General features: G+C 56.9%; 20 protein-coding genes. 14 read left to right on the plus strand and 6 right to left on the minus strand.

What is annotated here, in order from left to right; genetic code table 11:
* The first annotated feature begins 12 nt into the window (after positions 1 to 12).
* The 6 genes from L2W58_RS07440 to L2W58_RS07465 all read left to right on the plus strand — a co-directional run bounded on the left by L2W58_RS07440 (position 13) and on the right by L2W58_RS07465 (position 6,333).
* Complete coding sequence (locus tag L2W58_RS07440; RefSeq protein ID WP_236102717.1) at positions 13 to 573, plus strand: ATP-binding protein; 561 nt, start codon at positions 13 to 15, stop codon at positions 571 to 573.
* A gap of 59 nt (positions 574 to 632) precedes the next feature.
* Entirely contained in the window at positions 633 to 1,442 is an 810-nt protein-coding gene (locus L2W58_RS07445) for a formate/nitrite transporter family protein (protein WP_236102718.1), read from the plus strand.
* 188 nt (positions 1,443 to 1,630) lie between these two features.
* Positions 1,631 to 4,075 carry a DNA gyrase subunit A gene (gyrA, locus tag L2W58_RS07450; RefSeq protein ID WP_236102719.1) on the plus strand — a complete coding sequence of 815 codons (2,445 nt, stop codon included), beginning with the start codon at positions 1,631 to 1,633 and terminating at the stop codon, positions 4,073 to 4,075.
* Positions 4,072 to 4,704 carry a phosphatidylserine decarboxylase gene (locus tag L2W58_RS07455; RefSeq protein ID WP_236102720.1) on the plus strand — a complete coding sequence of 211 codons (633 nt, stop codon included), beginning with the start codon at positions 4,072 to 4,074 and terminating at the stop codon, positions 4,702 to 4,704. The genes gyrA and L2W58_RS07455 overlap by 4 nt, the downstream gene beginning before the upstream one ends.
* Positions 4,688 to 5,428, plus strand: a complete 741-nt coding sequence (gene pssA / locus L2W58_RS07460; protein ID WP_236102721.1) for a CDP-diacylglycerol--serine O-phosphatidyltransferase — start codon at positions 4,688 to 4,690, stop codon at positions 5,426 to 5,428. Before L2W58_RS07455 ends, pssA begins: the two co-directional genes overlap by 17 nt.
* A gap of 80 nt (positions 5,429 to 5,508) precedes the next feature.
* On the plus strand, positions 5,509 to 6,333 hold the full coding sequence (locus L2W58_RS07465; protein ID WP_236102722.1) for an alpha/beta fold hydrolase: 825 nt from the start codon (positions 5,509 to 5,511) through the stop codon (positions 6,331 to 6,333).
* Here L2W58_RS07465 and L2W58_RS07470 read toward each other — a convergent pair.
* On the minus strand, positions 6,297 to 7,076 hold the full coding sequence (locus tag L2W58_RS07470; RefSeq protein WP_236102723.1) for a prepilin peptidase: 780 nt from the start codon (positions 7,074 to 7,076) through the stop codon (positions 6,297 to 6,299). The two genes, L2W58_RS07465 and L2W58_RS07470, sit on opposite strands and share 37 nt — an antisense overlap.
* Positions 7,077 to 7,207: 131 nt before the next feature.
* Here L2W58_RS07470 and L2W58_RS07475 point away from each other — a divergent pair, with 131 nt between their 5' ends.
* Positions 7,208 to 7,696, plus strand: a complete 489-nt coding sequence (locus tag L2W58_RS07475) for a universal stress protein (RefSeq protein ID WP_236102724.1) — start codon at positions 7,208 to 7,210, stop codon at positions 7,694 to 7,696.
* Between the two features lie 110 nt (positions 7,697 to 7,806).
* Positions 7,807 to 8,211, plus strand: a complete 405-nt coding sequence (gene mce / locus L2W58_RS07480; protein WP_236102725.1) for a methylmalonyl-CoA epimerase — start codon at positions 7,807 to 7,809, stop codon at positions 8,209 to 8,211.
* A gap of 74 nt (positions 8,212 to 8,285) precedes the next feature.
* Here the strand turns inward: mce and L2W58_RS07485 are convergent, their stop codons facing one another.
* The 4 genes from L2W58_RS07485 to L2W58_RS07500 form a co-directional block, all read right to left on the minus strand.
* Positions 8,286 to 8,879 (minus strand): nitroreductase family protein, encoded by a 594-nt coding sequence (locus L2W58_RS07485; protein WP_236102726.1) that lies wholly within the window; start codon positions 8,877 to 8,879, stop codon positions 8,286 to 8,288.
* 67 nt (positions 8,880 to 8,946) lie between these two features.
* The gene (gene mnmE, locus L2W58_RS07490) at positions 8,947 to 10,317 is read right to left on the minus strand and encodes a tRNA uridine-5-carboxymethylaminomethyl(34) synthesis GTPase MnmE (protein ID WP_236102727.1); all 1,371 of its coding nucleotides are present in this window, start codon (positions 10,315 to 10,317) and stop codon (positions 8,947 to 8,949) included.
* A gap of 15 nt (positions 10,318 to 10,332) precedes the next feature.
* Positions 10,333 to 11,550 (minus strand): aminotransferase-like domain-containing protein, encoded by a 1,218-nt coding sequence (locus L2W58_RS07495; RefSeq protein WP_236102728.1) that lies wholly within the window; start codon positions 11,548 to 11,550, stop codon positions 10,333 to 10,335.
* Positions 11,551 to 11,655: 105 nt separating this feature from the next.
* Positions 11,656 to 12,867: an aminotransferase-like domain-containing protein gene (locus tag L2W58_RS07500; RefSeq protein WP_236102729.1), complete on the minus strand. Its 1,212-nt coding sequence runs from the start codon at positions 12,865 to 12,867 to the stop codon at positions 11,656 to 11,658.
* Positions 12,868 to 13,201: 334 nt separating this feature from the next.
* On the opposite strand from L2W58_RS07500, the gene L2W58_RS07505 reads away from it, so the two are divergent.
* From L2W58_RS07505 to L2W58_RS07515, 3 genes are all read left to right on the plus strand, one after another.
* On the plus strand, positions 13,202 to 14,437 hold the full coding sequence (locus L2W58_RS07505; RefSeq protein WP_274705050.1) for an argininosuccinate synthase: 1,236 nt from the start codon (positions 13,202 to 13,204) through the stop codon (positions 14,435 to 14,437).
* Positions 14,438 to 14,537: 100 nt separating this feature from the next.
* The gene (argH, locus tag L2W58_RS07510) at positions 14,538 to 15,911 is read left to right on the plus strand and encodes an argininosuccinate lyase (protein ID WP_236102731.1); all 1,374 of its coding nucleotides are present in this window, start codon (positions 14,538 to 14,540) and stop codon (positions 15,909 to 15,911) included.
* A gap of 464 nt (positions 15,912 to 16,375) precedes the next feature.
* A complete protein-coding gene (locus L2W58_RS07515) occupies positions 16,376 to 17,557 on the plus strand; it encodes an aminotransferase-like domain-containing protein (RefSeq protein ID WP_236102732.1) in 1,182 nt (393 codons plus the stop codon).
* A 204-nt stretch (positions 17,558 to 17,761) separates the two neighbouring features.
* On the opposite strand, the gene L2W58_RS07520 is transcribed toward L2W58_RS07515, so the two are convergent.
* Positions 17,762 to 19,885, minus strand: coding sequence for a CDC48 family AAA ATPase (locus L2W58_RS07520; RefSeq protein ID WP_236102733.1), 2,124 nt, complete (start codon positions 19,883 to 19,885; stop codon positions 17,762 to 17,764).
* A 131-nt stretch (positions 19,886 to 20,016) separates the two neighbouring features.
* Between L2W58_RS07520 and L2W58_RS07525 the strand changes: the two genes are divergently transcribed.
* The 3 genes from L2W58_RS07525 to L2W58_RS07535 all read left to right on the plus strand — a co-directional run bounded on the left by L2W58_RS07525 (position 20,017) and on the right by L2W58_RS07535 (position 22,391).
* Positions 20,017 to 21,069 carry a 3'-5' exoribonuclease YhaM family protein gene (locus L2W58_RS07525; protein WP_236102734.1) on the plus strand — a complete coding sequence of 351 codons (1,053 nt, stop codon included), beginning with the start codon at positions 20,017 to 20,019 and terminating at the stop codon, positions 21,067 to 21,069.
* A 3-nt stretch (positions 21,070 to 21,072) separates the two neighbouring features.
* Entirely contained in the window at positions 21,073 to 21,990 is a 918-nt protein-coding gene (locus L2W58_RS07530) for an RluA family pseudouridine synthase (RefSeq protein ID WP_236102735.1), read from the plus strand.
* A gap of 191 nt (positions 21,991 to 22,181) precedes the next feature.
* Positions 22,182 to 22,391, plus strand: coding sequence for a hypothetical protein (locus tag L2W58_RS07535; protein ID WP_236102736.1), 210 nt, complete (start codon positions 22,182 to 22,184; stop codon positions 22,389 to 22,391).
* The last annotated feature ends 65 nt before the right edge of the window (positions 22,392 to 22,456 follow it).

Consider the following 22,456-nt stretch of genomic DNA (forward strand, 5'->3'; position numbering starts at 1 on the left):
GAGGAAATCTCCATGCTTGACGATCTGTCCCTTCACATATTGGACATAGCTGAGAACAGTGTAGGAGCCGGAGCCCGTAACGTCACGGTAGATCTCGTAGAGGATCGTGCCGGAGGCTGGCTTACCCTTTTGGTGGAGGACGACGGCGACGGGATGGACGAGGAGACCTGCGCCAAGGTGGTGGATCCCTTCTACACCACAAGGACCACCAGAAAGGTCGGGCTGGGGATCCCCTTTCTACGTCAGTCGGCGGAGCTATGCGGTGGTTCTCTGGAACTATCCTCTCGCCTGGGAGTCGGTACCTCCTTGAAGGCCTCTTTTCGGCTGGACTCCATCGACCTTCCTCCGATGGGAGACGTTCCCTCGTCGATCGTGACCCTCCTGATGTCGGATCCGACTGTTCGGTGGATATATCGTCACGAGATAGACGGCAGGGTCTTCGTGCTGGATAGCGTGGAGATCCTGGATATTTTAGGAGACCCAGAGGCTCTGAGGGACCCGAACATAGCCCTGTGGCTTAAGGAATATATGGCTGAGAACGTCGGAGCGATCGAGGAAACTTCGCCCGAATAGCCGTTATTTTTGTTATACTTGACCGATCCGATCGTAAAATATAGAAAGGACGTGTCTCGATGAAAAAACCCCTGGACATCGCCCGTTCCGTATGCGATTCAGCCAAGACGAAGGCTGCTTGGTCCGTTCCTCAGATGATGGTCCTGGGAGGTCTGGCCGGAGCTTACGTCGCTTTCGGGGGCTGGGCGATGACTGTGACCACCTTCGACGTCGCCTCGGTCGGGGTCGCCAAGGTGATCGGAGGATCGGTCTTCAGCATAGGGCTTATACTGGTGGTCTTGGCCGGCGCGGAGCTCTTCACCGGCAATTGCGTTATGCCTCTTGCGGTCATGGCTGGCCGACTTCCCATGAGGGACGTGCTGAGAAACTGGTTTTGGGTGTATCTAGCCAACTTACTGGGGGCTGTCTTGGTGGCGGTTCTCGTGTATAATACTGGACTGTGGCGAGGTGATATAGGAGCCAAGGCTCTGGCCATCGCTGCGGGAAAGATGGGTCTTCCCTGGTGGGAGGCTTTCTTTCGGGGCATACTTTGCAACTGGATAGTGGTCTTGGCCGTGTGGCTCTCCATGAGCTCCGAGACCGTGATAGGAAAGATATGGGCGATCTACTTTCCCATAATGGTCTTCGTGGCCTCTGGATTCGAGCACTCGATCGCCAACATGTACTTTATGGCCATGGGGATTCTTCTGAAGGGAGACCCCTCGGTTGTCGCCGCTGCGGCTCTTCCTGCCGGTGACCTCGGAGCCGTCAGCCTCTGGGGATACGTCAACAACCTGATACCGGTCACGGTCGGCAACATCGTGGGAGGAGCTCTCTTCGTGGCGGTTCTTTATTTCTCGGTATTTAAATCCAATCTTGTCTCGCGGTGAGGGTCCGAGGGGGACCTTCATCTCGGGGCATTTACCTCCAATCTCTTCGCGACACGGGGCGGCGGCGGTGGCGGGACTTTCCCGTCACCGCCGTTGTCCTTCGTGATAAAATAAATAGGCTATGCGACGAAAGATCTTTCGTCGCATAAAGACGGGGTTCTCAAATTTACCCCTACGGAGGTTTTTTAATGGAAGAACAGACTCTTTTCGGAAAGATAATCCGTCATCCTCTGGTGGAGGAGATCAAGAGGAGCTATCTGGACTACGCTATGAGCGTCATAGTCGGGAGAGCTCTCCCCGACGCCAGGGACGGATTGAAGCCGGTGCAGAGGCGTATCCTCTTCGCCATGCAGGAACTGGGGCTCAGACACAATCAATCTTACAAGAAGTCCGCCAGGGTGGTCGGAGAGACCATGGGTAAGTACCATCCTCACGGAGACTCGGCCATATACGATACCATGGTTCGACTGGCCCAGAATTTCAGTATGCGTTACACCCTGGTCGATGGACAGGGCAACTTCGGCTCCATCGATGGAGACAGCGCCGCCGCCATGAGATACACAGAGGCCAGACTCCAGGAGCTGGGAGAGCTTATGCTTCAGGATATCGACGAGGACACGGTGGAGTGGGGCCCCAACTTCGACGAATCCCTGAAGGAGCCTATGGTGTTGCCCTCCCAGGTGCCCAACCTTTTGGTTAACGGAAGCACCGGCATTGCAGTCGGTATGGCCACCAATATGCCTCCCCACAACCTTGGAGAGGTCGTCGATGCCATATGTTATCTCATAGAGGCGGGAGACCAGGCCGAGTTCGGCGAGCTGATGGCTCGTATGCCCGGTCCGGATTTTCCGACCGGCGGGATAATTCTCGGAAAGGACGGCATAATAGACGCCTACCGCACCGGTCGAGGCCGCCTGGTGGTGCAGGGATTGGTGCACGTGGAGGAGGGCAAGAGGGGTAAGAGCAACGTCGTCATCACCGAGATCCCCTATATGGTCAACAAGACCACAATGATAGAGACCATAGCTTCATGTGTGCAAAACAAGACCATCGACGGAGTCACCGACATCAGGGACGAGTCGGACCGAAAGGGGCTCAGGGTAGTGCTCGAGGTCTCCAGGGACGTCGACCCCGAGCTCGTAATAAGACAGCTCTACAGGAGGAGCCAGCTCCAGAACACCTTCGGGGTGATAAACCTCGCATTGGTGGACGGACGGCCGGTGGAGCTTTCCCTGACCGATATGCTCCATGTCTTCCTGGGGCATAGAAGGACCGTCGTCAGACGGAGGACCGAGTTCCGGCTGCAGAAGGCCGAGGCCAGGGCCCATATTTTGGAGGGGCTGGTGAAGGCCCTAGACGTGATAGAAAGGGTCATAGCCCTGATCAGAGGGTCGGACAACGCCGCTTTAGCCAAGGAACGGCTTGTGGAGGAACTGGGCTTCACAGAGATCCAGGCTCAGGCCATCCTGGACATGAAGCTTCAGAGACTCACCGGACTCGAGAGGGATAAGCTCAACGACGAGTTCGCCGGGCTTCTTGCCGATATCCAGAGGTATCGTTCGATCCTGGACAGCGAGAAGGTCCTGGACGGCGTCATAGTGGAGGAACTGGTCGCCTTGAAGGGCAAATACGGCGACGATCGCAGGACCAAGATCGTGGACAGGGTGGGTCAGGACTGCTCCGACGAGGACCTCATACCCCGGGAGGACATCGTGGTAATGCTCTCCCGGGACGGTTATCTGCGCAGGGTTCCCCTTGAGGACTACTCGCTTCAGGCTAAGGGAGGCAAGGGTCGTAGAGGAGCCAGGCTCAGGGAGGAGGACGAGGTGTCTCTCATGGGAGTGGGGACCACCCACGACGACATCTTCCTCTTCACCAGCAAGGGCAGGGTGTTCGCCATAAAGGGGTACGTCATATCCGAGAGCAGGACCGGAAAGGGCAAGCTCATCGGCAAATACATCTCCCTAGAGGACGACGAGAGAGTCGTCAGCATGAAGACCCGCAGAGGCCAAGAAGCCGGTTTCCTCTTCTTCCTTACGAGAAGGGGCATAGCCAAGAGGCTTCCCTCCTCCGAGCTGGACAACCTCACCAGGGCGGGCCGCAGGGTGGTAACCCTCGACGAGGGAGACGAGATAGCCCAGATCCTTCCCACCTCCGGGATGGACGACCTCCTTTTGATCTCCGCCATGGGACAGGCCCTGAGGGTCTCGGAGGACGAATTCCGTCCCATGGGCAGGTCCGCCAGAGGAGTCAAGGCGATGAGACTCAAGGACGGAGATAGGATAATAAGCTGCGAGGTAGTCACGGAGGATCGTCGTCCCATCCTGGTCAGCGAGACCGGCATAGGAAAGAGGACGAACTTCGAGGACTTCACCGTCCACCACAGGGGCGGAGGCGGCATGAAGGTCATGACGACCAACTCCAGAACCGGGTTGCTCGCAGCCGCTACGTCCGTCTCCGAGGACGACGAGATCATAGTCATGACCGCCAAAGGCCGCATGATTCGGGTGGCGGCTAAGGAGATCAGGGTACTCGGCCGTACCGCAGCAGGATCGATAGTGGTCCGTCTGGACGGCGGGGACTCGGTGGTGGATCTGAGCGTGGTTAAAATGGACGGAGAGGATCTGGAATGAGGTTCGCCAAGGACGGCTACGTCACCATAGCTCTTGCCTGGAGCGCCGTGGCGGCGGGGACGGTCCTATGGATCCCTTCGCTGATTCTGCTGTTGCCGGTGGCCGCTTTGGTGCTGTGGTTCTTCAGGGACCCCGACAGGGTCCCCGAATGCGGCCCGGAGGGATGGGTCTCACCTGCGGACGGAGAGGTCGTGGAGATAGTTTCGGTGGACCATCCCTACACCGGTACTGCCACCAAAGTGGGCATATTCATGAACCCTCTCAGCGTGCACGTCAACAGGCTTCCCCGGGCCGGTACGGTGGAGTACATGAAATACGTTCCGGGCAAAAAATGGATGGCCTTCGCCGATAAGGCCTCGGAGGACAACGAAAGATTCTACCTAGGCTTCCACACCGACTGCGGGCCTTCCATGGTGGTCCAGATAGCCGGTTTTCTGGCGAGACGGATCGTCTCCAGGACCAGAAGGGGAGGTCGATACGATAGAGGTCAGCGTTTCGGCATGATTAAGTTGGGCTCTAAAGTTGACGTCTATCTTCCCGAAGGTGTACAGTTAAAGACATCTGTCGGACAAAAGGTTTTCGCCGGCAAAACCTGTATAGGAGTGTGTCGCCATGAGAGGACCGATTAAGCTGAAGGGCCACGATATTCACTGGAGGGCCTACATCCCTAACATGATAACCAGCGGGAACCTGCTCTGCGGCATGTTGTCTTTGATATTGACCATGAAGGGGCAGTTTTTCCCCGCGGCCTGGCTGGTCGCTTTCGCCGTCTTCTTCGACTTCATGGACGGAAAGGTCGCCAGGATGCTGGGGGTCAGCAGCGCCTTCGGAGTGGAGTTCGACAGTCTCGGCGACGTCGTGAGTTTCGGCGTGGCTCCGGCCATACTGGTCTACTCGACGGTGTTGTCCTCCGTTCCCGGTGTCGGGGGGGCTTTAGTGGCGGTCTTCTTCGCCCTCTGTGGGGCGCTTCGTCTCGCCCGGTTCAACGTCGTTCACGTTCCCGGTCCCTTCCAGGGACTTCCCATACCGGCGGGGGGGCTCTTTCTGGCCTCCTGGACCATCGCCGGTGTCTCTTTGTCTCCGGCGGCGATGGCGGCCATGGTGGTTTTGGCTGGATCTCTAATGATCTCCACCGTTTCCTACAGCAATCTGAAGGGGCTTAAAAGAGGTGGAGTTGATCGAAAGAGGATGCTCTTCCTGAAGGTCCTGGTGGCCACGGTGGTGTTTCTCCTCAAGGAAAAGGCTCTCTTGGCCCTGATATCGGTCTACATAGTAAGCGGTCTCATCCGCTTCGACTGGCAGGCCTGGCTGTCCATTGCGGAAGAGGACTCTGTGGAATACGACGGAGATTAAACGTAAAGTCTGTCGTCTTTAGCCGGGAGAGGAGGGAAACCTTCTCTCCCGTTTTCTCGTCCTATGGAGGTGTCCAGTAGATGAGCGGTTTTTATGTGGATGCGCCTGGAAGTTACGGCGATCGTTCCGTCAGGATCGAGGTCCTCGAGGCCCCTAAGGGAAGCCCTTGGGTGGTCTGTCTCTTTCACGGTGTCTACGGAGTGGCGTCTCTGGAGGAGGGCAATAAATACGGAGATCTGGCCAGGAGACTGTCGGAACGGGGAATAACTACCTGTCTGGTCGAGACAAGCAGGGACGAGAGGAACAGGTCAGATTTTCCCGACCGGTCCGATTGGGCCTACGCCGCTTTTTCTGGAAAAAAATACGGCCAGGAGCTTTTCGACCATATGTCGGGGCTAAGCAAGGTTTCCGAGTTATTTCCCGATGGGAGGATCTGCCTATGGGGGTTTTCTCTCGGTGGAATAGACTCTCTAATGATCGCAGGAGGAGCGGTGGAGCCGGTTTCCGATCTTGGCCTGGAGGTCCCCTCCGTGCCTTTGGACCGGGTAGAGGCTTTGGTCATCTCCGGTAGCGGCGATACCCTGAGGTCCGGCAGTTCCATAAAGACCTCCTTGCCTGTACTGAGCTCCATCTGTGAGCCCGAGGTCCTCCGGGAGGCCTGCCGAAACGTGGAGGTCTCCTCTGTGGATTTCTTTTACGGAAGCGAGGACGATACCTTCGACGAGCTCTCCTGTCGGAGGCTTTTCGACCTGATATCGGTCTCCAGCAGTTACTTTACCGTGATCGACGGGGCCGATCATCCCTTCAGGAGCCTAGATGGAGTTCCCTCTACACAACCTCTGGATCTTATGGCGGAGACGGTGTCGGCTCATCTCCAGGGCCAGCCGGGCGATTGTCCCAGATAACCCAGTATGTCGGGTCCCCATACGAGAGCTGCCATGAACCCGGCGGTCAGAAAGGGAGCGAGGGGAACCGAGTCCTTTCTTGCCGCCTTTTTCAACAACAAGAGAAGTACGGCGAAGAGTCCGCCTATCATGAATCCCAGATAGGTGGCTATCAAGGCCATCTTCCATCCGAGAAGAGCTCCCGCTCCTCCCATCAGAGTTGCGTCTCCCCAGCCCATTCCGCCTCTGCTCAATATCACTATGATCGCTATGATCCCAGCGGCGGCGGCGGCGCCGATAGCCCCGTCCAGCAGGGCTTCCGTCCCTCCGAAAATCCGAAGTAGCGCTCCTGTCGCGGCGATGGTCCCGGCCAGGTGGTCGTAGACGTAGCCCGACTCGAGGTCCGTCAGGGCGTTGAGCATCATCAGCCATCCCCCCGCCATAGCCCCGACTCCTGCCGGAGACGGTCCCCATAGGTAGAGGGCCACCGCCCCCCACATAGAGTAAAGCAGCTCCACGATGGGGTATCTCATCGATATGGCGGCTTTACAGTATCTGCATCTTCCTCCGGAGACGACCCAGGAGATCAGAGGGATCAGATCCAGGGCCTGCAAGGTTTGACCACAGCTGGGACAGGTGGACCTCTCCGAGCCCCACCAGGGTCTCTCCGAGACGGTCCTCTCTGCGACGACGTTGAAAAAAGATCCCGCCACCGCTCCTATCACCGCTCCTATGGCCGCCAGGGTATAGCTGGGAAGCGACATATACGGTTCATCCTTTCCGGTCTATTCCTAAACATTCTTTCTTGTGTTTGCTCCTTTATCTTGCCATAATAACCTTAGAGACCGAGCTTGGAAAGCGTCGATCCGTCGGCGGCAGGAAGGAGGAGATCCATATGAAGAAGATACTGGTAGCAGTGGACCTCAGCGATCTCTCGGAGGGGTTGGTCCGTTACGGTTACGAGATGGCGGCTATGATGGATGCCGACATTGGCTTCATCCACATAGTTCCCCATCCAACGCTATGGAAGGGCTACGAGCCCTGGCTCCCGCCTCAGTTCGGCCAGGAGATACTGGAGATAGCGGAGAAAAAGCTGAGACGGTACATAAAGTCCGCCTGTAGCGAGGAGAGCAACACCTGTATAGGCTACGACCCGGCAAGGATACACGTAATAGTTAAAGAGGGCAATCCCGCCACCTCCATAATAGACCTGGCCAAGGATAAGGATATAGATCTGATAATAATGGGGCACAGAGGGCAGTCGGCTCTAGAGTGGTTCCTGGTCGGCAGCACCGCCACCTCGGTGGCCAGATATGCCAACTGTTCCGTGTTGATATACCGTCCTCCGATGGAGGAGGAAGAGGAGTCATCCGAGGAGAGTTGAGATAAGGTCCGACGATATTCAAACAGGTCGAATGTCCTCTCTTTTCCCCCGTGTCGGGACGGTAAAAACCTGATACAATTGATCCATGTTCTTGAAAGGGGAGATTCGTGGTGAACGTAAAGGTCGTGGACCACATCGGAATAGCGGTTAAGAGCATAGAGGAATCCTTAAAGTTCTGGGAGGATAGTCTCGGTATCCACTGTCATGGAGTGGAGGAGGTCGCAGATCAAAAGGTGAAGACCGCCTTCCTTCCCATCGAGGAGACGGAGATAGAGCTTCTGGAAGGGACCTCGGAGGACAGCCCGGTCTCCAAGTTCATAGAGAAGAAGGGCGAGGGTATCCACCACATGGCGATCAGGGTTGACGATCTCGAGAAAGCCTTGGCCGAGCTGAAGGAAAAGGGTGTTCGCCTGATAGACGAGACCCCCAGAATCGGAGCCGGCGGCGCAAAGATAGCTTTCGTGCATCCCAAGGCCAGCGGCGGTGTCTTGCTGGAACTCTGCGAGAGAAGCTGACCCAACTGCCTACAGGCAGTATAGAGACGACAAAAAAGCCGATCCGTCTAGACGGATCGGCTCTTTTATGCTTTTTAAACCCCTCTGTTGTCGCCCCAGGTTCTGCGGAAGGTGAACTCGTAAACCGCTTTCCTCTCCCTCTGTGCTACCTCGGCCTCCTGTAGATCCTCTGGAAGCGAAGACGCCTCTCCGGGGTATCCGATGGCTATGGCAGTAACAGGGGTGTAGTCCTCAGGTATATCGTAGGTCTCCTTGATTTTGTCTCCATCGAAACCGGCCATAGGATGGGCGAACAGGCCCTTGGACGTGGCCTCGAGTATGAGGTTTTCAACCGCCATCCCGACGTCGTGCCAGGCCCACAGGTTGTCCCTGCCGCTGGCGAATTTTTCCGCCGCCACGGCTATAACCAGTACCGGTGCCTCCGAGGCCCACCTGACGTTGCCCGGTACCAGACAGTCCAGCATGGTCTGAAACTCCTCGGGATCCTCTTTGGTGGCGTAGATAAAAGTCCAGGGCTGCTCGTTGAAACAAGACGGCGCCCATCGGGCGGCCTCGAAAAAGGACAGGACTATCTCCTTCCCGGGAATCTTGGAAGAAAAGGCCCTGGGGCTCCATCGTCTGACCAAAAGGTCGTTTATAGGGTAGTTTGTTCTCGCTTTTTTTTCCATGGCTCACCCTCCTCCGCCACTCTATAATATACTCAAACAACCGGTTTTACAAATTGCATATTAGTAGTTATTTTCCGACACAGAATCGAGAGAACACGAGGTCGAGCAAAGCCTCGTCGTCCTGGAGTCCTAATAGTCTCTCCAGGGCCGATCGGGCCTCCCTGATGCTTGAGGCGGCCAGGGTCTGATCCGAATAGGAGTCCAGGGCTCCCTTTCCGTCCGCCAGGGATTCGATGGCTACCCTTATCTCCTCTACCTGCCTGGCAGTCGCGTTGAGTCCCGCGTCTAGGGTCCCCGTTCCCGATACCAGGTCCACTATGGCCTCCTTCAGCTCCTCAAGTCCCCGCTTTTCCTGTGCCGATATCCTTATTACCCAGGATTCAGGAAGGAGCTTCGCTATATCCGTCTCGTCGAAGGCCTTGGGCAGATCGGATTTGTTCAGGGCTACTATGTGGGGTTTTCCCGATAGCTTTCCTGCCAGAGACCTGTCCGGTATCTCCAGGGGCTCGCTTCCGTCCAATATCCATAGGATCACGTCCGATTCGTCTATCGCCTTGGTAGTTCTCTCTATCCCCATGGCCTCGACCTCGTCGGACGGGGTTTCCCTTAGTCCTGCCGTGTCCATCAGTCTCAGAGGGATGCCTCTGTGGGTGAAGACCTCCTCTATCACGTCTCTGGTAGTTCCCGGTATGGAGGTCACGATGGCTCTGCTCTCCCTGAGCAGGGAGTTGAGGAGAGAGGATTTCCCGACGTTGGGTCTCCCGATCAGGGCGACCCTTATCCCCTCTCTCAGGAGGTAACCGGTGGTGCAGCGATCCAACAGGTCTCCCAGATCCTGAATAAGGGTCTCCATTCTGTCGGAGACGTCCTGATCCTCTATGTAGGGAACGTCCTCCTCGGGAAAGTCTATGCCTACCTCCAGCTCGGCGGATAGCCCCAGCAACTCGTCGTATATCTCTCGGACGAACCGGGATAGCTCCCCTTGGAGCGTCCTGTTGGCCGCCCTCAACGCCTCGTTGCTGCGGGCGTGGATTATGCCGTTTACCGCCTCCGCCTGGGAAAGGTCCAGTCGGCCGTTTTCGTAGGCTCTCCTGGTAAACTCTCCCGGATCGGCGTGACGACAGCCTTTCTGGAGACACCTCTCAAGACATCTCTGTGCCACCAGGCTTCCGCCATGGCAGTGTATCTCCGCCAGGTCCTCGCCGGTGTAGCTCTTGGGAGCCTGAAAGAGGACGAGCAACACCTGATCGATGGAACCTCCGCTCTCGTCCAGGAGCGATCCGTTGTACATAATCCTGTACTTCATCTTATCCGGCGGGGTAAGGGTCCTTACGAGGGACCCGGCGAAATCGAAGGCATCGGGGCCGGACATCCGAATTATCGAGATGCCTGCGTCCCCCCATGCCGTGGAGATTGCTGCTATGGTGTCTCCGAACATGGCGACCTCCTCGTGTTACCCTTTTTCGGCCAGTAGCTCCCTCATGGCCTCTCCCATGGCCTTGATCCCTCGGTCGGTCTCCTCCGGCGAGGCGAAGGTGAAGCACATCCTGAAGCTGTGTTCGCCCCCTCCGTTGGGGAAGAACGGAGCGCCGCATACGAAGGCGACCTTTTTCTCCAGACACCTCTGGAAGAGGTCTTCCGCCCTGATGTTGGGGGTCGTGAGCCAGTAGAAGAAGCCTCCCTTGGGGGTAACGTACTCTACCTCTTCCTTAGGAAGATATTTTGCGAAAGCCGCCTCCATAGCGTCTCTTTTCGCCCTGTAGTGGGACACTATCTTGGGCAAAAAGGCGTCGAGGTTGCCCGACTGGCAGTACTTGTAGACCAGTGCCTGGGCCACCACGCTGGTGCAGGTGTCCACACCCTGTTTGAATACGGTCATGGTCCTTATGAGGTCCTTAGGGCCTATAGCCCAGGCTACCCTGGTTCCCGGGGCAAGTATCTTGGAGAACGACCCGGCGTAGAGGACCAACCCGGCGTCGTCGAGGGAGTAGAGGGTGGGCAGTTCGTCTCCCTCGAACCTGACGCAGCCGTAGGGATCGTCCTCGAGGATTATGAGCCCCTTGTCCTTGGCGACGGCGACCAGCTCTTTTCTCCTCTCCAGCGACAGGGTACAGCCCAGGGGGTTGTGGAAGTTGGGTATGGTGTAGATGAACTTGACCTTCTTGCCTTCCGATCTGGCCTGGTCCACTGCGTCGGAGATTTTGTCTACCAGCATTCCGTTCTCGTCGCAGGGTATGGTAAGGAAGTTCGCTCCCTGGTTGTACATGTTTATGGTGTTGCCCAGGAACGAGGTCTCCTCGCAGACGACGTAGTCTCCTCTGTCTACCGTGGCCCTGGTGAGGAGGTCGGCTACCTGGCTGGAGCCAGACGTTATGAGTATCTCGTTCATCGAAGGCTCTCTGCCCATCTTGGGCGCGGTCCAACGGGACAGGAATTCCTTGAGAGGGGTGTAGCCCTCCGTGACCCCGTACTGGAGGATATCCCGGCCTTCCTCCAGTAGAATGTCCGCTCCCTGGTGGAACTGTTCCACCGGGAAGATGTCGGGATCGGGCATGCCTCCTGCGAAGGAGATCATTCCCGGTTTTCTTATCAGATGGAACATCTCCCTTATGGGCGACGGCTTTATTCCCCTTGCGGACTGGCTCAAAAGGCCTTGGATCGTATCGGACATCTCTATTCCTCCTTATTATATCTTCGACGAAGAGGTCTGCCCTTAGGGCAGACCTCTTAAGTGTCCTTCTAGATTGTAGCCTTCTTGTCCCTTCGACGCCAGACCCTAGGCCTTCATCTCCCCTATGGCCTCGGCCAGTCGGGAGATTCCGTCCTCTATCACGTCGGGCTGTACGAAGGTGAAGTTGAGCCTCGCCTTGTCTATTCCAGCCGCTTCGTCAACGCAGAAGGGGGTTCCCACCACGAAGGCGACCTTCTTGTCCACCGCTTTCTTGAAGAGTTCCCTGGAGTCGATTCCGGGCATATCGAGCCAGAAGAAGAACCCTCCCTCGGGTTTCACCCAGGATATGCCGTAGGGGGCCAGGTACTTCTGAAGACATTCCTCCATCTTGTCTCTCTTGGGGCGGTAGGTGTCTATTATCACCGGAAGGTGCTCCGAGAGGTATCCCTTGCGGCAGTACTCGTAGACCAGAGACTGACATATGGGGCTCGAGCAGAGGTCGGCCGCCTGTTTGAAGACCACCATCTTTCGGATGATCTCCTTGCTGCCTGTGACCCAGCCGATCCTGGACCCGGGAGCCAATATCTTGGAAAAGGATCCGGCGTAGAGGGTTCCTCCCTTGTCGTCGAAGGAGAATATGGAAGGAAGGTGCTCCCCCTCGTAGCGGACGTAGCCGTAGGGGTCGTCCTCGAATATGGGGATGTCGAACCGCTGGGATATCTCGACCAGCTTCTTGCGCCTCTCGAGGCTCATGGTCGATCCGCCGGGGTTATGGAAGTTCACTATGGTGTATATGAACTTCACCTTCTTGCCCTCGGCCCGGGCCTTCTCTATGACTCCCGGAAGCAGGTCGACCTTCATCCCCTCGTTATCAGTGGGTATCCCCAGGAACTGGGCTCCGTGGTTGTAGAAGGTGGTCAGAGCCGCCAGGTAGGAGGGGTTCTCCGTTATCACGAAGTCTCCTCTATCTATGAGGGCGGAGGCGAAGAGCTCCAGGGCCTGCTGGGATCCGGTGGTGAGAAGCATCTCGTCGGTTTTCACGGTCCTTCCCATCCTCTCGGCGGTGAAGGACGCCAGAAACTCTTTCAGAGGAGGGAAGCCCTCGGTCGTACCGTACTGTAGCAGGTTTTTGCCGTCGTCCTTGAGGACGTGAGCCCCCTCGTAGAATTTGTCCACCGGAAATACCTCCGGAGCAGGCATGCCGCCGGCAAAGGAGATCATGCCCGGCTGTTTTATGACCGCCAGCATCTCCCTGACCGGCGAGGGACGAACGTTTCTCGCCGTGTAGCTGTAGTTGTCCTCCCAAACGGTACTCAAGTCGATCGCCTTCCTTTTCTGCGGGAAAAATCCCTGGGATTGTCCTTCCGTCTTATGCGGAGGTCTTTTCCGTCGAGCGGCGTTGGCTTCCCGTTCGATTCGGTGTCTCTGGCAGTTCTTGGCCTCCCTAGAGGACTTATTTTTGAAAATCTGCCTATTTCCATTATAGCGTTGACTACGAAGAAGTGAAATGACTTAAAATTTCGACTTATCTATCCGGCGATAGAGGTTTTTTCAGTTTTTTCGCCTTGACATGTCCATAGGAGTCCCTATAATAGGCAACTAAAGTTTATGGATTGATATAAAGAGAATGCTAGTTCATATGGAGGGATAGATGATGGAGAAAAAGGGAAAGGTGGTTCTGGCCTACAGCGGAGGGTTGGATACCTCCGTGGCGGTATGTTGGCTGATGGAGCGGGGATACGACGTGGTCACCTTGACCGCCGACGTGGGGCAGTCTGTCAATCTGGAGGAGAAGAAGGCCAAGGCCCTCAAGACCGGGGCTGTGGCGGCCTACGTCATGGACCTGAAAAAACAGTTCGTGCAGGAGTTCGTCTGGCCCTCTCTCAAGGCCAACGGTATGTATCAGGGAACCTATCCCCTCAGTTCGGCACTGTCCAGGCCTCTTATCTCCCAGCAGCTTGCCTGGGTGGCGAAAAACGAGGGGGCCGTCGCCGTGGCTCACGGGTGTACCGGAAAGGGACAGGATCAGGTTCGCTTCGAGGTAGCCATAGGGGCTCTGAATCCGGAGTTGGAGGTCATAGCTCCCGTCAGGGACTGGCATTTCAGTCGCGAGGCGGAGATAGAGTACGCAAAGGAGCATGGCATAGAGGTCGGAGCCTCGGTCCAGTCTCCCTACAGCATAGATGAGAACCTATGGGGACGGGCAATAGAGTGCGGCGCCCTTGAGGATCCCTGGAACGAATGTCCAGAGGATGCCTTCCAGATCTCGGTGGCCCAGGAGGTTTCTCCCGACAAGCCCCAAAACGTGGAGATAACCTTCGAGAAGGGTATTCCCGTGGCCTTGGACGGGGTTCCCATGGACGGAGTCTCCCTCATATTGAAGCTTCGGGAGATTGCCGGAGCCCACGGCGTGGGTCGGATCGATATGCTCGAGGATCGTCTGGTCGGCTTCAAGAGTCGGGAGGTCTACGAGTGCCCGGCGGCGATCACCCTTATCTCGGCTCACAGGGCCCTGGAGACGATGACCCTCTCCAAAGAGGTGCTGGCGGAGAAGAAGCGGCTTGAGGCTTCCTTCGCCGAACTCGCCTACACCGGTTACTGGTTCTCCCCTCTGAAGGAGGCCATAGATGCCTTTGTGGACAAGACCCAGGAAAACGTCAACGGCACGGTGAGGGTGAAGCTCTTCAAGGGTATGGCTACCGTTACGGGGCTCAAATCCCTCAGCTCGGTATATAGCCACGATCTGGCGACCTACTCGGAGGAGGATTCCTTCGATCACTCCGCCGCCGTAGGATTCATAAAGGTATGGGGACTGCCTCTCAAGACCTGGAAGCAGGCTCATAAACAGGATCCGGAGAAAAACGAGTCTATTTCCGTCTCCTGCTGATAAATCGAGACTTGCGTGGTATTCTTCAAGGGGGTTCCGGACGGCCCGGAGCCCCCTTTCGTCGTCGTGCTATGTCTATATAAGAGAGGAGTGTGTTCTCATGTGGAAGGGCCGTTTTTCCCAGGAGACGGATCGCAAGGTCCAGGCCTTTTCCCAGTCGCTCGATCTGGACTGGAGGTTGGCCCGATGGGACATAAGAGGTAGCCTCGCCCATGCGGAGATGTTGGCGAAGCAGGACCTGATATCCCAGGAGGAGCTGAAAGCCATAAGGTCCGGTTTTCAGGAGATTATGGACGAGATAGAGAGGGGGGATTTCACCCCGGACGAGTCTCTCGAGGACGTCCACATGAATCTGGAACACCGTCTTACAGAGAAGATCGGCGACGCCGGAGCCAGGCTTCATACGGGACGGAGCAGAAACGATCAGGTAGGTACCACCATGAGGCTCTACGTGAAGGACGTTCTGTGCCAGGTCAAAGCCGGTATGGTAGATCTAATGGATGCCCTCCTGAACAGGGCCGAGTCCCATAGAGAGACCATCGTGCCCGGCTATACCCATCTACAGCAGGCCCAGCCGGTCAGCATGGGACATCTCTGGATGGCTTACTTCCAGTCTTTCTCCAGGGATCTCAAGAGGCTGGAGTTCGCCATGGACGAAGCGGACGAATGTCCTTTGGGATGCGGAGCCCTTGCCGGTTCCACCCTTCCCCTGGATCGGGAGTACACGGCCGAGGCTCTGGGTTTCTCCAGGCTCTGCGAGAACAGCATGGACGGGGTGGGGCAGAGGGACTATATATTCGACGCCCTTAGCTTCTCCGCCATGTTCGCAGTGCACTGCAGTCGCATGGCCGAGGACCTTATAATATATTCCAGCGCCGAGTTCGGCTGGCTTAAGCTTCCCGATGCCTTCTGCACCGGCTCGAGCATGATGCCTCAGAAGAAGAACCCCGACGTGCTGGAGCTCGTCAGGGGCCGTACCGGTCAGATGATAGGCTATCTTGTGGATATCCTGGTGACGCTAAAGGGTCTTCCTATGACCTACGACAGAGATCTGCAGGAGGACAAGAGGGGGCTTTTTTCCTCCTTCGACGTCCTCTCTCACGTTTTGGGGGTGCTCCCATCCCTGGTGAGGGCCATAGAGGTCGATGCCGACAGGGCGGCCGAGTCCTTCGCCGACGGGTTGGCTCTTGCTACCGATATAGCCGAGTATTTGGTTACCAGAGGAGTCCCCTTCAGAGAGGCCCATCACAGGGTCGGAAGTCTGGTGGGATGGTGTGTCAGGGAGGATAAGAGTCTGTTCGATCTGACCCTTGAGGAATTCGAGGACTTTCTTGGCGACGTCGACGAAAAACTGCTCTCCCTGGTGGACCTGGAGGCCGCCGTCGCCAGACGTGATACCCTGGGTGGCACCGGATTCAGACAGGTCTCCAGACAGATAGAGAGGGGACGGGATCTACTCTCGAGGCTGAGCTGATAGGGGCGATCCTCCGGCGGAGTCCGTCGTTCGTTGGAGGTTCTATCGTCTTTTGTTTGGCTTTGACATCGTGGAGATAGCTGTGTATAATTCTTGCAATTTTCGAAAGCTCTATTTTGTCGTCAAGTCCATGGGAGACCGGAGCTCCGAGAGCTTCGGCCTTTTCATATTTTTAAAGGGTATTTCTAAAGAGCATCTCTAAAAACGCTACTCCTCGGAGAGGTCGTTTCGGCGAAGCCCATTCGAACCCGTATTTCCGACCTGCCGTCGTGTAGTACGGATGGGGCGACAGGACGTCGCCCCAAGCCGAGGGGGCACAGGACGTGCCCTCTGAGGCGGTCTGTACGAAACAGGCAGGTCGGGAATACGTTTGGGCGAGACAGGGCGGAGGCGAAACGACCTCTCCGAGGAAACTCGGACGTGACTTTCTAGATATACCTTAACGAGAAAGGGGACGATTATGTATGAAATTCGCTAAAAGACTGGAATGGTGCGATTCCTCCGATGTAGGGGATATCCTCAAGGCTCTCTCAGATCCGGAGATATTGTCCCTGGCCGGAGGGCTGCCCGCCCCGGAGCTTTTCCCCGTAGAGGAGGTCAAGACCGCCACGGCTTTCGTGTTGGATCGAGAGGGAGACAAAGCACTTCAGTATTCGTCGGCCCAGGGAGACCCTAGGCTGAGGGAGATGGTAGCCAGGAGGATGACCGATAAGTACGGCACTCCGGCGAAGGCAGAGGAGGTGCTGATAACCAACGGATCTCAGCAGGCTCTGGATATGGCGGGAAAGGTCTTTCTGGAGGAGGGGTCGGTCGTCCTGTGCGAGAGTCCCACCTATCTCGGGGCTCTTGGGGCCTTCAGGACCTACGGAGCCGAGTTCGTAGGTGTCGAGACCGATTCGGACGGCATGATAATAGAGGACCTCGAGCGTAAGCTGAAGGAGATCGACGACGTCCGACTGGTCTACGTGAACCCCGATTTTCAAAATCCCACCGGGATAGACTGGTCGGTGGAGCGAAGGAAGGCCTTCGCCGAGGTTGTCGGTCGATACGGAGTAGCCGCTATAGAGGACAACCCTTACGGAGAGCTCCGTTTCGAGGGGCCCTGTCCGCCCTCGATAAAGAGCTTCGACCGTGCCGGTGTGGTGATCTCCCTGGGATCTTTCTCCAAGATATTCTCTCCCGGCATGAGGGTGGCCTGGATGATAGCGGCTCCTGAGATACTCTCCAAGTTCGGCGATATGAAACAAAACGCCATACTCTGTTCCTCTACGCTGCACCAGGCTCAGATAGTGGCCTACAACGAGATGTTCGACCTGGACGCTCACGTAGAGAGAATATGCAAGGTCTACGAAAAGAGGATGTCGGTTCTGATAGATTCGGTTAGGGAGTTCTTCCCGAAGGAAGCCGTAGTTGTCCCCCCTGCCGGAGGCCTTTTCGCTTGGGTGGAGCTCCCAGAGGGAGTCAACGCCAGGGAGGTCTTCAAGGTCGCTGTGGAGGAGCATAAGGTGGCCTTCGTCCCGGGCGGAGCCTTTTTCGCCGAGCCTGGGCACGAGAACTACATGCGTCTCAATTTCTCCAACGTGCCGGAGGACAGGCTCAGAGAGGGCATCCGCCGATTGGGAGCGGTCCTCTCTCAGAGCGTGTGATGCCGTCAGTCGCATAAAAAAGTGGAGGGTCCGGAGTTCGTCTGATGAACTCCGGACCCTCTTCTTTATGGGCATCTCTAAAAACTCAACTCCTCCGAGGCGGTCCGTACGAAACAGGCAGGTCGGAAATACGGTTCGGGCGGGATAGGGCGAATCCGAAACGGCCTCTTCGCGGAGACTCGGACGTAAGTTTTTAGATGTTCCTCATTTCTCGGTCGCGGACGACGTTTTCCGGCCCCTCTTTTCCAGGATGGCCGCGAAGTGTCTCGATTCCACCAGAGGATCCCCCGTCTCTCCCGCCCTGATGTACTCCCGTACCGCCGCGGTGGTGGCGGTACGGCATATCATGGCTATGTCCCCTCCGCTGGCTCCCTCGGTCGCCTTTGCGAGGGAGTCGATGTCGACGTCATCCGCCATGGGCTTTTCCTGAAGGTGTATCTGGAAAATCTCCTTCCTGCCGTCGTGGTCGGGCATAGGAAGCTCCAGGACCATGTCGAATCGTCCGGCGCTGAAAAGGGCCGGATCGATCAGGTCTATTCTGTCGGTGGTTCCGAGCACCACCACCCCGTCCATCTCGTCCAGTCCGCTCATCTCGGAGAGAAACTGGCTTATGACCCTCTCGGTGAACTGAGAGGCGGATCCCGAGTCCCTGCCCCTTACAGGGACCAGAGACTCTATCTCGTCGAAGCAGAGCAGCGAAGGAGCCGCCTGTTTGGCTTTGCGGAAGACCTCTCGGATCGCTCTCTCGCTCTCGCCGACGAATCGGGACATGAGGGACGGACCCTTGATGGATATGTAGTTGGCTCCGCTCTCTCTGGCCAAAGCCTTCACCAGCAGGGTCTTCCCCGTTCCGGATTTCCCGTGGAGCATTATTCCCCTCGGGGGGGATATGCGGAAGCGGCGGAACACGTCCCCGTGTTCCATGGGCCACTGAACCGCTTCTCGAAGCTCCTCGGTTATCTCGTCCAGCCCTCCGACGTCTTGCCACGTGACGTTAGGTCGTTCCACGAAGACCTCCCTTATCGCCGAGGGCTCAACCTCTCTGAGGGCGGTGGTGAAGCTTTTCATGTCGATCTCCATGGTTCTCAGACGATCGTAGGGTACCTGAAAATCCTCGAAATCTATGGAAGGCATTATGCCCCTAAGGGCCGCCATGGCGGCCTCCTTGGCCAGGGCCTCCAGGTCGGCTCCTACGAACCCGTGGGTGACCTCCGCTATCCTGGTAAGATCTACGTCCCTGGCCAGGGGCATCCCTCTGGTGTGTATCTGGAGGATCTCCTCTCTGCCCTTTCTGTCCGGTATGGGGACGGCTATCTCTCTGTCGAATCTCCCCGGTCGTCTCAGAGCGGGATCCAGGGTGTTGGGGAGGTTGGTGGCGGCGATCACCACGATCTGCCCTCTCGCCTGAAGGCCGTCCATAAGGGCCAGAAGCTGGGCCACGACACGCCTTTCCACCTGTTTCTCTCCGCCCATCTCCTCCCTCTTGGGGGCTATGGCGTCTATCTCGTCGATGAATATTATGGACGGGGCGTGAGCCTGAGCCTCTTCGAAGACCTCTCTGAGCCTCTGTTCGCTTTCGCCGTAGTACTTGCCTATGATCTCCGGTCCGGATATATGGGTGAACCAGGCGTCGGTCTCGTTGGCCACGGCCTTGGCTATCACCGTCTTGCCCGTGCCGGGAGGTCCGTAGAGCAGGACTCCCTTGGGAGGCTCTACTCCCAGCCTTAGAAATGCCTGGGGAAACCTCAGGGGAAGCTCGATCATCTCCCTTATCCTCTGTAGCTGGTTGGAGAGCCCCCCGACATCCTTGTAGGTAGCCTTGTCGCTCTTTGCTCCGGCGGAGGGCTTTTCGACTACCAGCTCGGTGGCGGGGCTTATCATGACCGATCCTCCCGGTTTTGTGGAGGTTATCTGAAAGTCGCAGTCTCTTCCCCCTCCGAGGACCAGCCTTATCCTGTCTCCCTTGATAACCGGGAGTCCGCTCAGCTTTTCCTTCAGTCCGGACGGATCGAGGTCTTTCTCCAGGAGGTGCATGGTGGTAAGAGGCCTTATGGCTACCTCGAAGGCGAAATCCACCACTACCTTGTGGACGGATATGCGGTCATCCAGCGCGACTCCGGCGTTGCCTCTGGTTAACCCGTCCATGAAGAGAGCTCCCTGGCCACAGTCGTCGTGGTCCGCTGCCAGCAGTCTCACCGGGGTTCTTCGGCTGCCCTTGATCTCGACGATCTCTCCGTCCGACAGGCCCAGCCTGTCCATGTCCACCGGGTCCATCCTGACGAGTCCGCGACCGATATCCTTTTTATTCCCGTCCTTAACCTTCAGCATGGTATGCCTTCCTTCCCTTGTAAACTTAAGTGCATCGATTGTATCATAGAAAAACATAGGTGAGGTGTTAGCCTTTTGACCGATCATGTCCTATACTCGAGAATCGATACGTAAAGATAAGGAGTGTCTTTATGGCAGAGACCAGAAAGAGCGTAGAGGATGTAAAGAACCTTCCGGTGGGAGAGAAGTTTTCCTCCGTAGGTGTGGTGCTGGATATCCACGAGAAGAAGGACAAAAACGGCAAAAGCTACTGGACCGTTTCGTTGATGGACAAAACTGGTTCGATGGACGCCAAGATCTGGGGTAACACCCAGTGGTGGGATTTCAGAGAGGGAGTAAAGTCGGAGATAAAGGATCCGGCTTCCTCTACCTTGGTGGGAAACCTCAAGGGCAGCTCGATCGGCGTTATGGGTCAGGTCTCGGAGTTTAGGGGCAAGAACCAGTACAACTTCAACCAGGTCTTCCTGGTCGATCAGGAAAAGGAAGAGTACAGGCCCGAGTCCTTCGTCCAGACCTCTCCGGTGGATGTTAAGGAGCTGGAGCGCCGTTTCGACCTGCTGGTGGATCGGTGTTCAGGGGACGTCCGTTCCTTCATGGAGGAGCTGTTTTCCAAGGACGGCGATCTTTGGAAGAAATTCAGGGTGATGCCAGCGGCGGTCTCCCACCATCACGCCTATGTGCACGGCCTTCTCGAGCACTCGGTGACGGTGACGGAGCTGGCTCTTTCCATGGCTGAGGCCATAGAGGGGCAGGCTCGTCCCGACCGGTCTTTGGTCGTGGCGGGAGGATTGCTTCACGATCTGGGGAAGCTGGAGGCCTACGTGTTGAATCCAGGCCCCGGCATGACCGTGGAGGGTACCGTTATAGATCACATCGCCCTCGGCTACAGCCGTTTCGAGGCTCTCGCAGAACGGTACGGGCTGGACAGAACCGTCAGGACCGCCCTGGGACACATCCTGTTGAGCCACCACGGCCTCAGGGAATACGGATCACCCGTGCTGCCCGCCACGCCGGAGGCCCTGGTGGTGTCGGCGGCGGACGAACTCGACTTCAAGCTGTTCTGCTGGGGTGACTCGGTCTCCCAGCTCGAGGGCGGAGTGGAGCCGGAGGACTCCATCTCGGACCTCAACTACTCGGCTCAGCGTCGTTTCTGGAAATGGCGCCCCGACGGGGAGCGGAGCTGACCGATGGATCGCTTCGTCGTCTCCCGACACGACGACGGTCGTAGATTGGACAAGGTCATCCGAAAGAAATGGCCGTCCCTGCCTCTGGGAGCCATGATGAAGGCTTTCAGGAAGAAACAGGTACGGGTCGACGGAGCCAGGGCTTCCTTCGACCAGAGACTGGTCGAGGGACAGGAGATACTGGTTCCGTGGGAGAGCGCTCCAACCGACGTTGGCGCTAAAAGGACCGGAGGTCATCTCGTAACGGTCTATAGGGACGAATCCCTTTGGGTCGTGTCAAAACCGGCGGGCCTTCTCAGTCAGCCGGACAAAAAGGGCGGAGACTCGGTGGTGACAAGGGCCTTCCTGCCCGGATCGTCCTTTCAGCCTCAGGCAGTCAATCGGTTGGACCGAAATACATCGGGTATCATGGTGCTGGCCCTGACCGGAGGGGCCCTCAGAGACCTCTCCTCTCTCTGGAGAGATGGGGAGATGGAAAAGGTCTACCTGGCCCTCGTTGTCGGAGATCTACCCGAGGAGGGAAGGATAGACGCCCCTCTGTCTAAGGACGGATCCTCCAACAAGGTTTTCGTGGATTCGAAGGGGCAGAGCTCTCTGACCCTGTATCGCCGTCTGGCCTCCGGTGGAGGGCTTTCCCTGTGCCTGGTGACCTTGATCACCGGCAGGAGCCATCAGATAAGGGTTCACATGAGTCATATAGGCCATCCCGTATTGGGCGACGTTAAATACGGCGACAGAGCTCTCAACGGCGTCAAAGGAGCTAAAAGGCCCATGCTGCACGCCTTCTCTGTTTCCTTTCCCGAGATGTTCGGGGATCTGTCCTCGCTGTCCTCCAAGACCCTCAGGGCTCCCATGCCGGAGGATATGGCCGATATGTGCTCGAAAAACGGCATCGTCCCCGATCGGGCTTTTCTTCGATAGAGGGGTTGCTAGGGATACCCCTTCATGGTATGATGGCGACAGTAAAACATACCATGGAGGTGTGGATTGTGAGAAACCTTAAACTGGAAGTAACCGATAGAGCGAAGGAGAGAATCCTCGAGATAGGGCCGGAAGTCACGGTTTTCGAGGGAGTTTTAGGTGCCGGTTGAGGAGCCAGACAGGCCGTTCTCGTGAAGAGCGGAGCTCCCGAGATCAGAGATAACTATCAGGTCTTGAAGGAAGGGGACATGTCCGTCTGGGTTCCCGAATCCATCGATTTCGACGGCGACGTAGTTGCTATAGACCTTCAGGGTTTCCTGTGGATGGTGAACCTGGTGGTGACCACCGCCGTGGTGGGCTCCTCCTCCGGAGGCTGCGCCGGATGCACCTCCTGCGGTTAGAAGGAACTCTCGAGCGAACAGGGAAAAAACAATAAAGAGTGCGGCTTCCCGAAAGGGAGCCGCCC

It is taken from the genome of Dethiosulfovibrio faecalis (genome assembly GCF_021568795.1).
Lineage (GTDB): Bacteria > Synergistota > Synergistia > Synergistales > Dethiosulfovibrionaceae > Dethiosulfovibrio > Dethiosulfovibrio faecalis.

Coding starts and splice junctions, on each gene's coding strand:
- L2W58_RS07440 (WP_236102717.1), top strand. CDS start 13: ATGCTTGACGATCTGTCCCTTCACATATTGGACATAGCTGAGAACAGT.
- L2W58_RS07445 (WP_236102718.1), top strand. CDS start 633: ATGAAAAAACCCCTGGACATCGCCCGTTCCGTATGCGATTCAGCCAAG.
- gyrA (WP_236102719.1), top strand. CDS start 1,631: ATGGAAGAACAGACTCTTTTCGGAAAGATAATCCGTCATCCTCTGGTG.
- L2W58_RS07455 (WP_236102720.1), top strand. CDS start 4,072: ATGAGGTTCGCCAAGGACGGCTACGTCACCATAGCTCTTGCCTGGAGC.
- pssA (WP_236102721.1), top strand. CDS start 4,688: ATGAGAGGACCGATTAAGCTGAAGGGCCACGATATTCACTGGAGGGCC.
- L2W58_RS07465 (WP_236102722.1), top strand. CDS start 5,509: ATGAGCGGTTTTTATGTGGATGCGCCTGGAAGTTACGGCGATCGTTCC.
- L2W58_RS07470 (WP_236102723.1), bottom strand. CDS start 7,076: ATGTCGCTTCCCAGCTATACCCTGGCGGCCATAGGAGCGGTGATAGGA.
- L2W58_RS07475 (WP_236102724.1), top strand. CDS start 7,208: ATGAAGAAGATACTGGTAGCAGTGGACCTCAGCGATCTCTCGGAGGGG.
- L2W58_RS07485 (WP_236102726.1), bottom strand. CDS start 8,879: ATGGAAAAAAAAGCGAGAACAAACTACCCTATAAACGACCTTTTGGTC.
- mnmE (WP_236102727.1), bottom strand. CDS start 10,317: ATGTTCGGAGACACCATAGCAGCAATCTCCACGGCATGGGGGGACGCA.
- L2W58_RS07495 (WP_236102728.1), bottom strand. CDS start 11,550: ATGTCCGATACGATCCAAGGCCTTTTGAGCCAGTCCGCAAGGGGAATA.
- L2W58_RS07505 (WP_274705050.1), top strand. CDS start 13,202: ATGATGGAGAAAAAGGGAAAGGTGGTTCTGGCCTACAGCGGAGGGTTG.
- argH (WP_236102731.1), top strand. CDS start 14,538: ATGTGGAAGGGCCGTTTTTCCCAGGAGACGGATCGCAAGGTCCAGGCC.
- L2W58_RS07515 (WP_236102732.1), top strand. CDS start 16,376: ATGAAATTCGCTAAAAGACTGGAATGGTGCGATTCCTCCGATGTAGGG.
- L2W58_RS07520 (WP_236102733.1), bottom strand. CDS start 19,885: ATGCTGAAGGTTAAGGACGGGAATAAAAAGGATATCGGTCGCGGACTC.
- L2W58_RS07525 (WP_236102734.1), top strand. CDS start 20,017: ATGGCAGAGACCAGAAAGAGCGTAGAGGATGTAAAGAACCTTCCGGTG.
- L2W58_RS07530 (WP_236102735.1), top strand. CDS start 21,073: ATGGATCGCTTCGTCGTCTCCCGACACGACGACGGTCGTAGATTGGAC.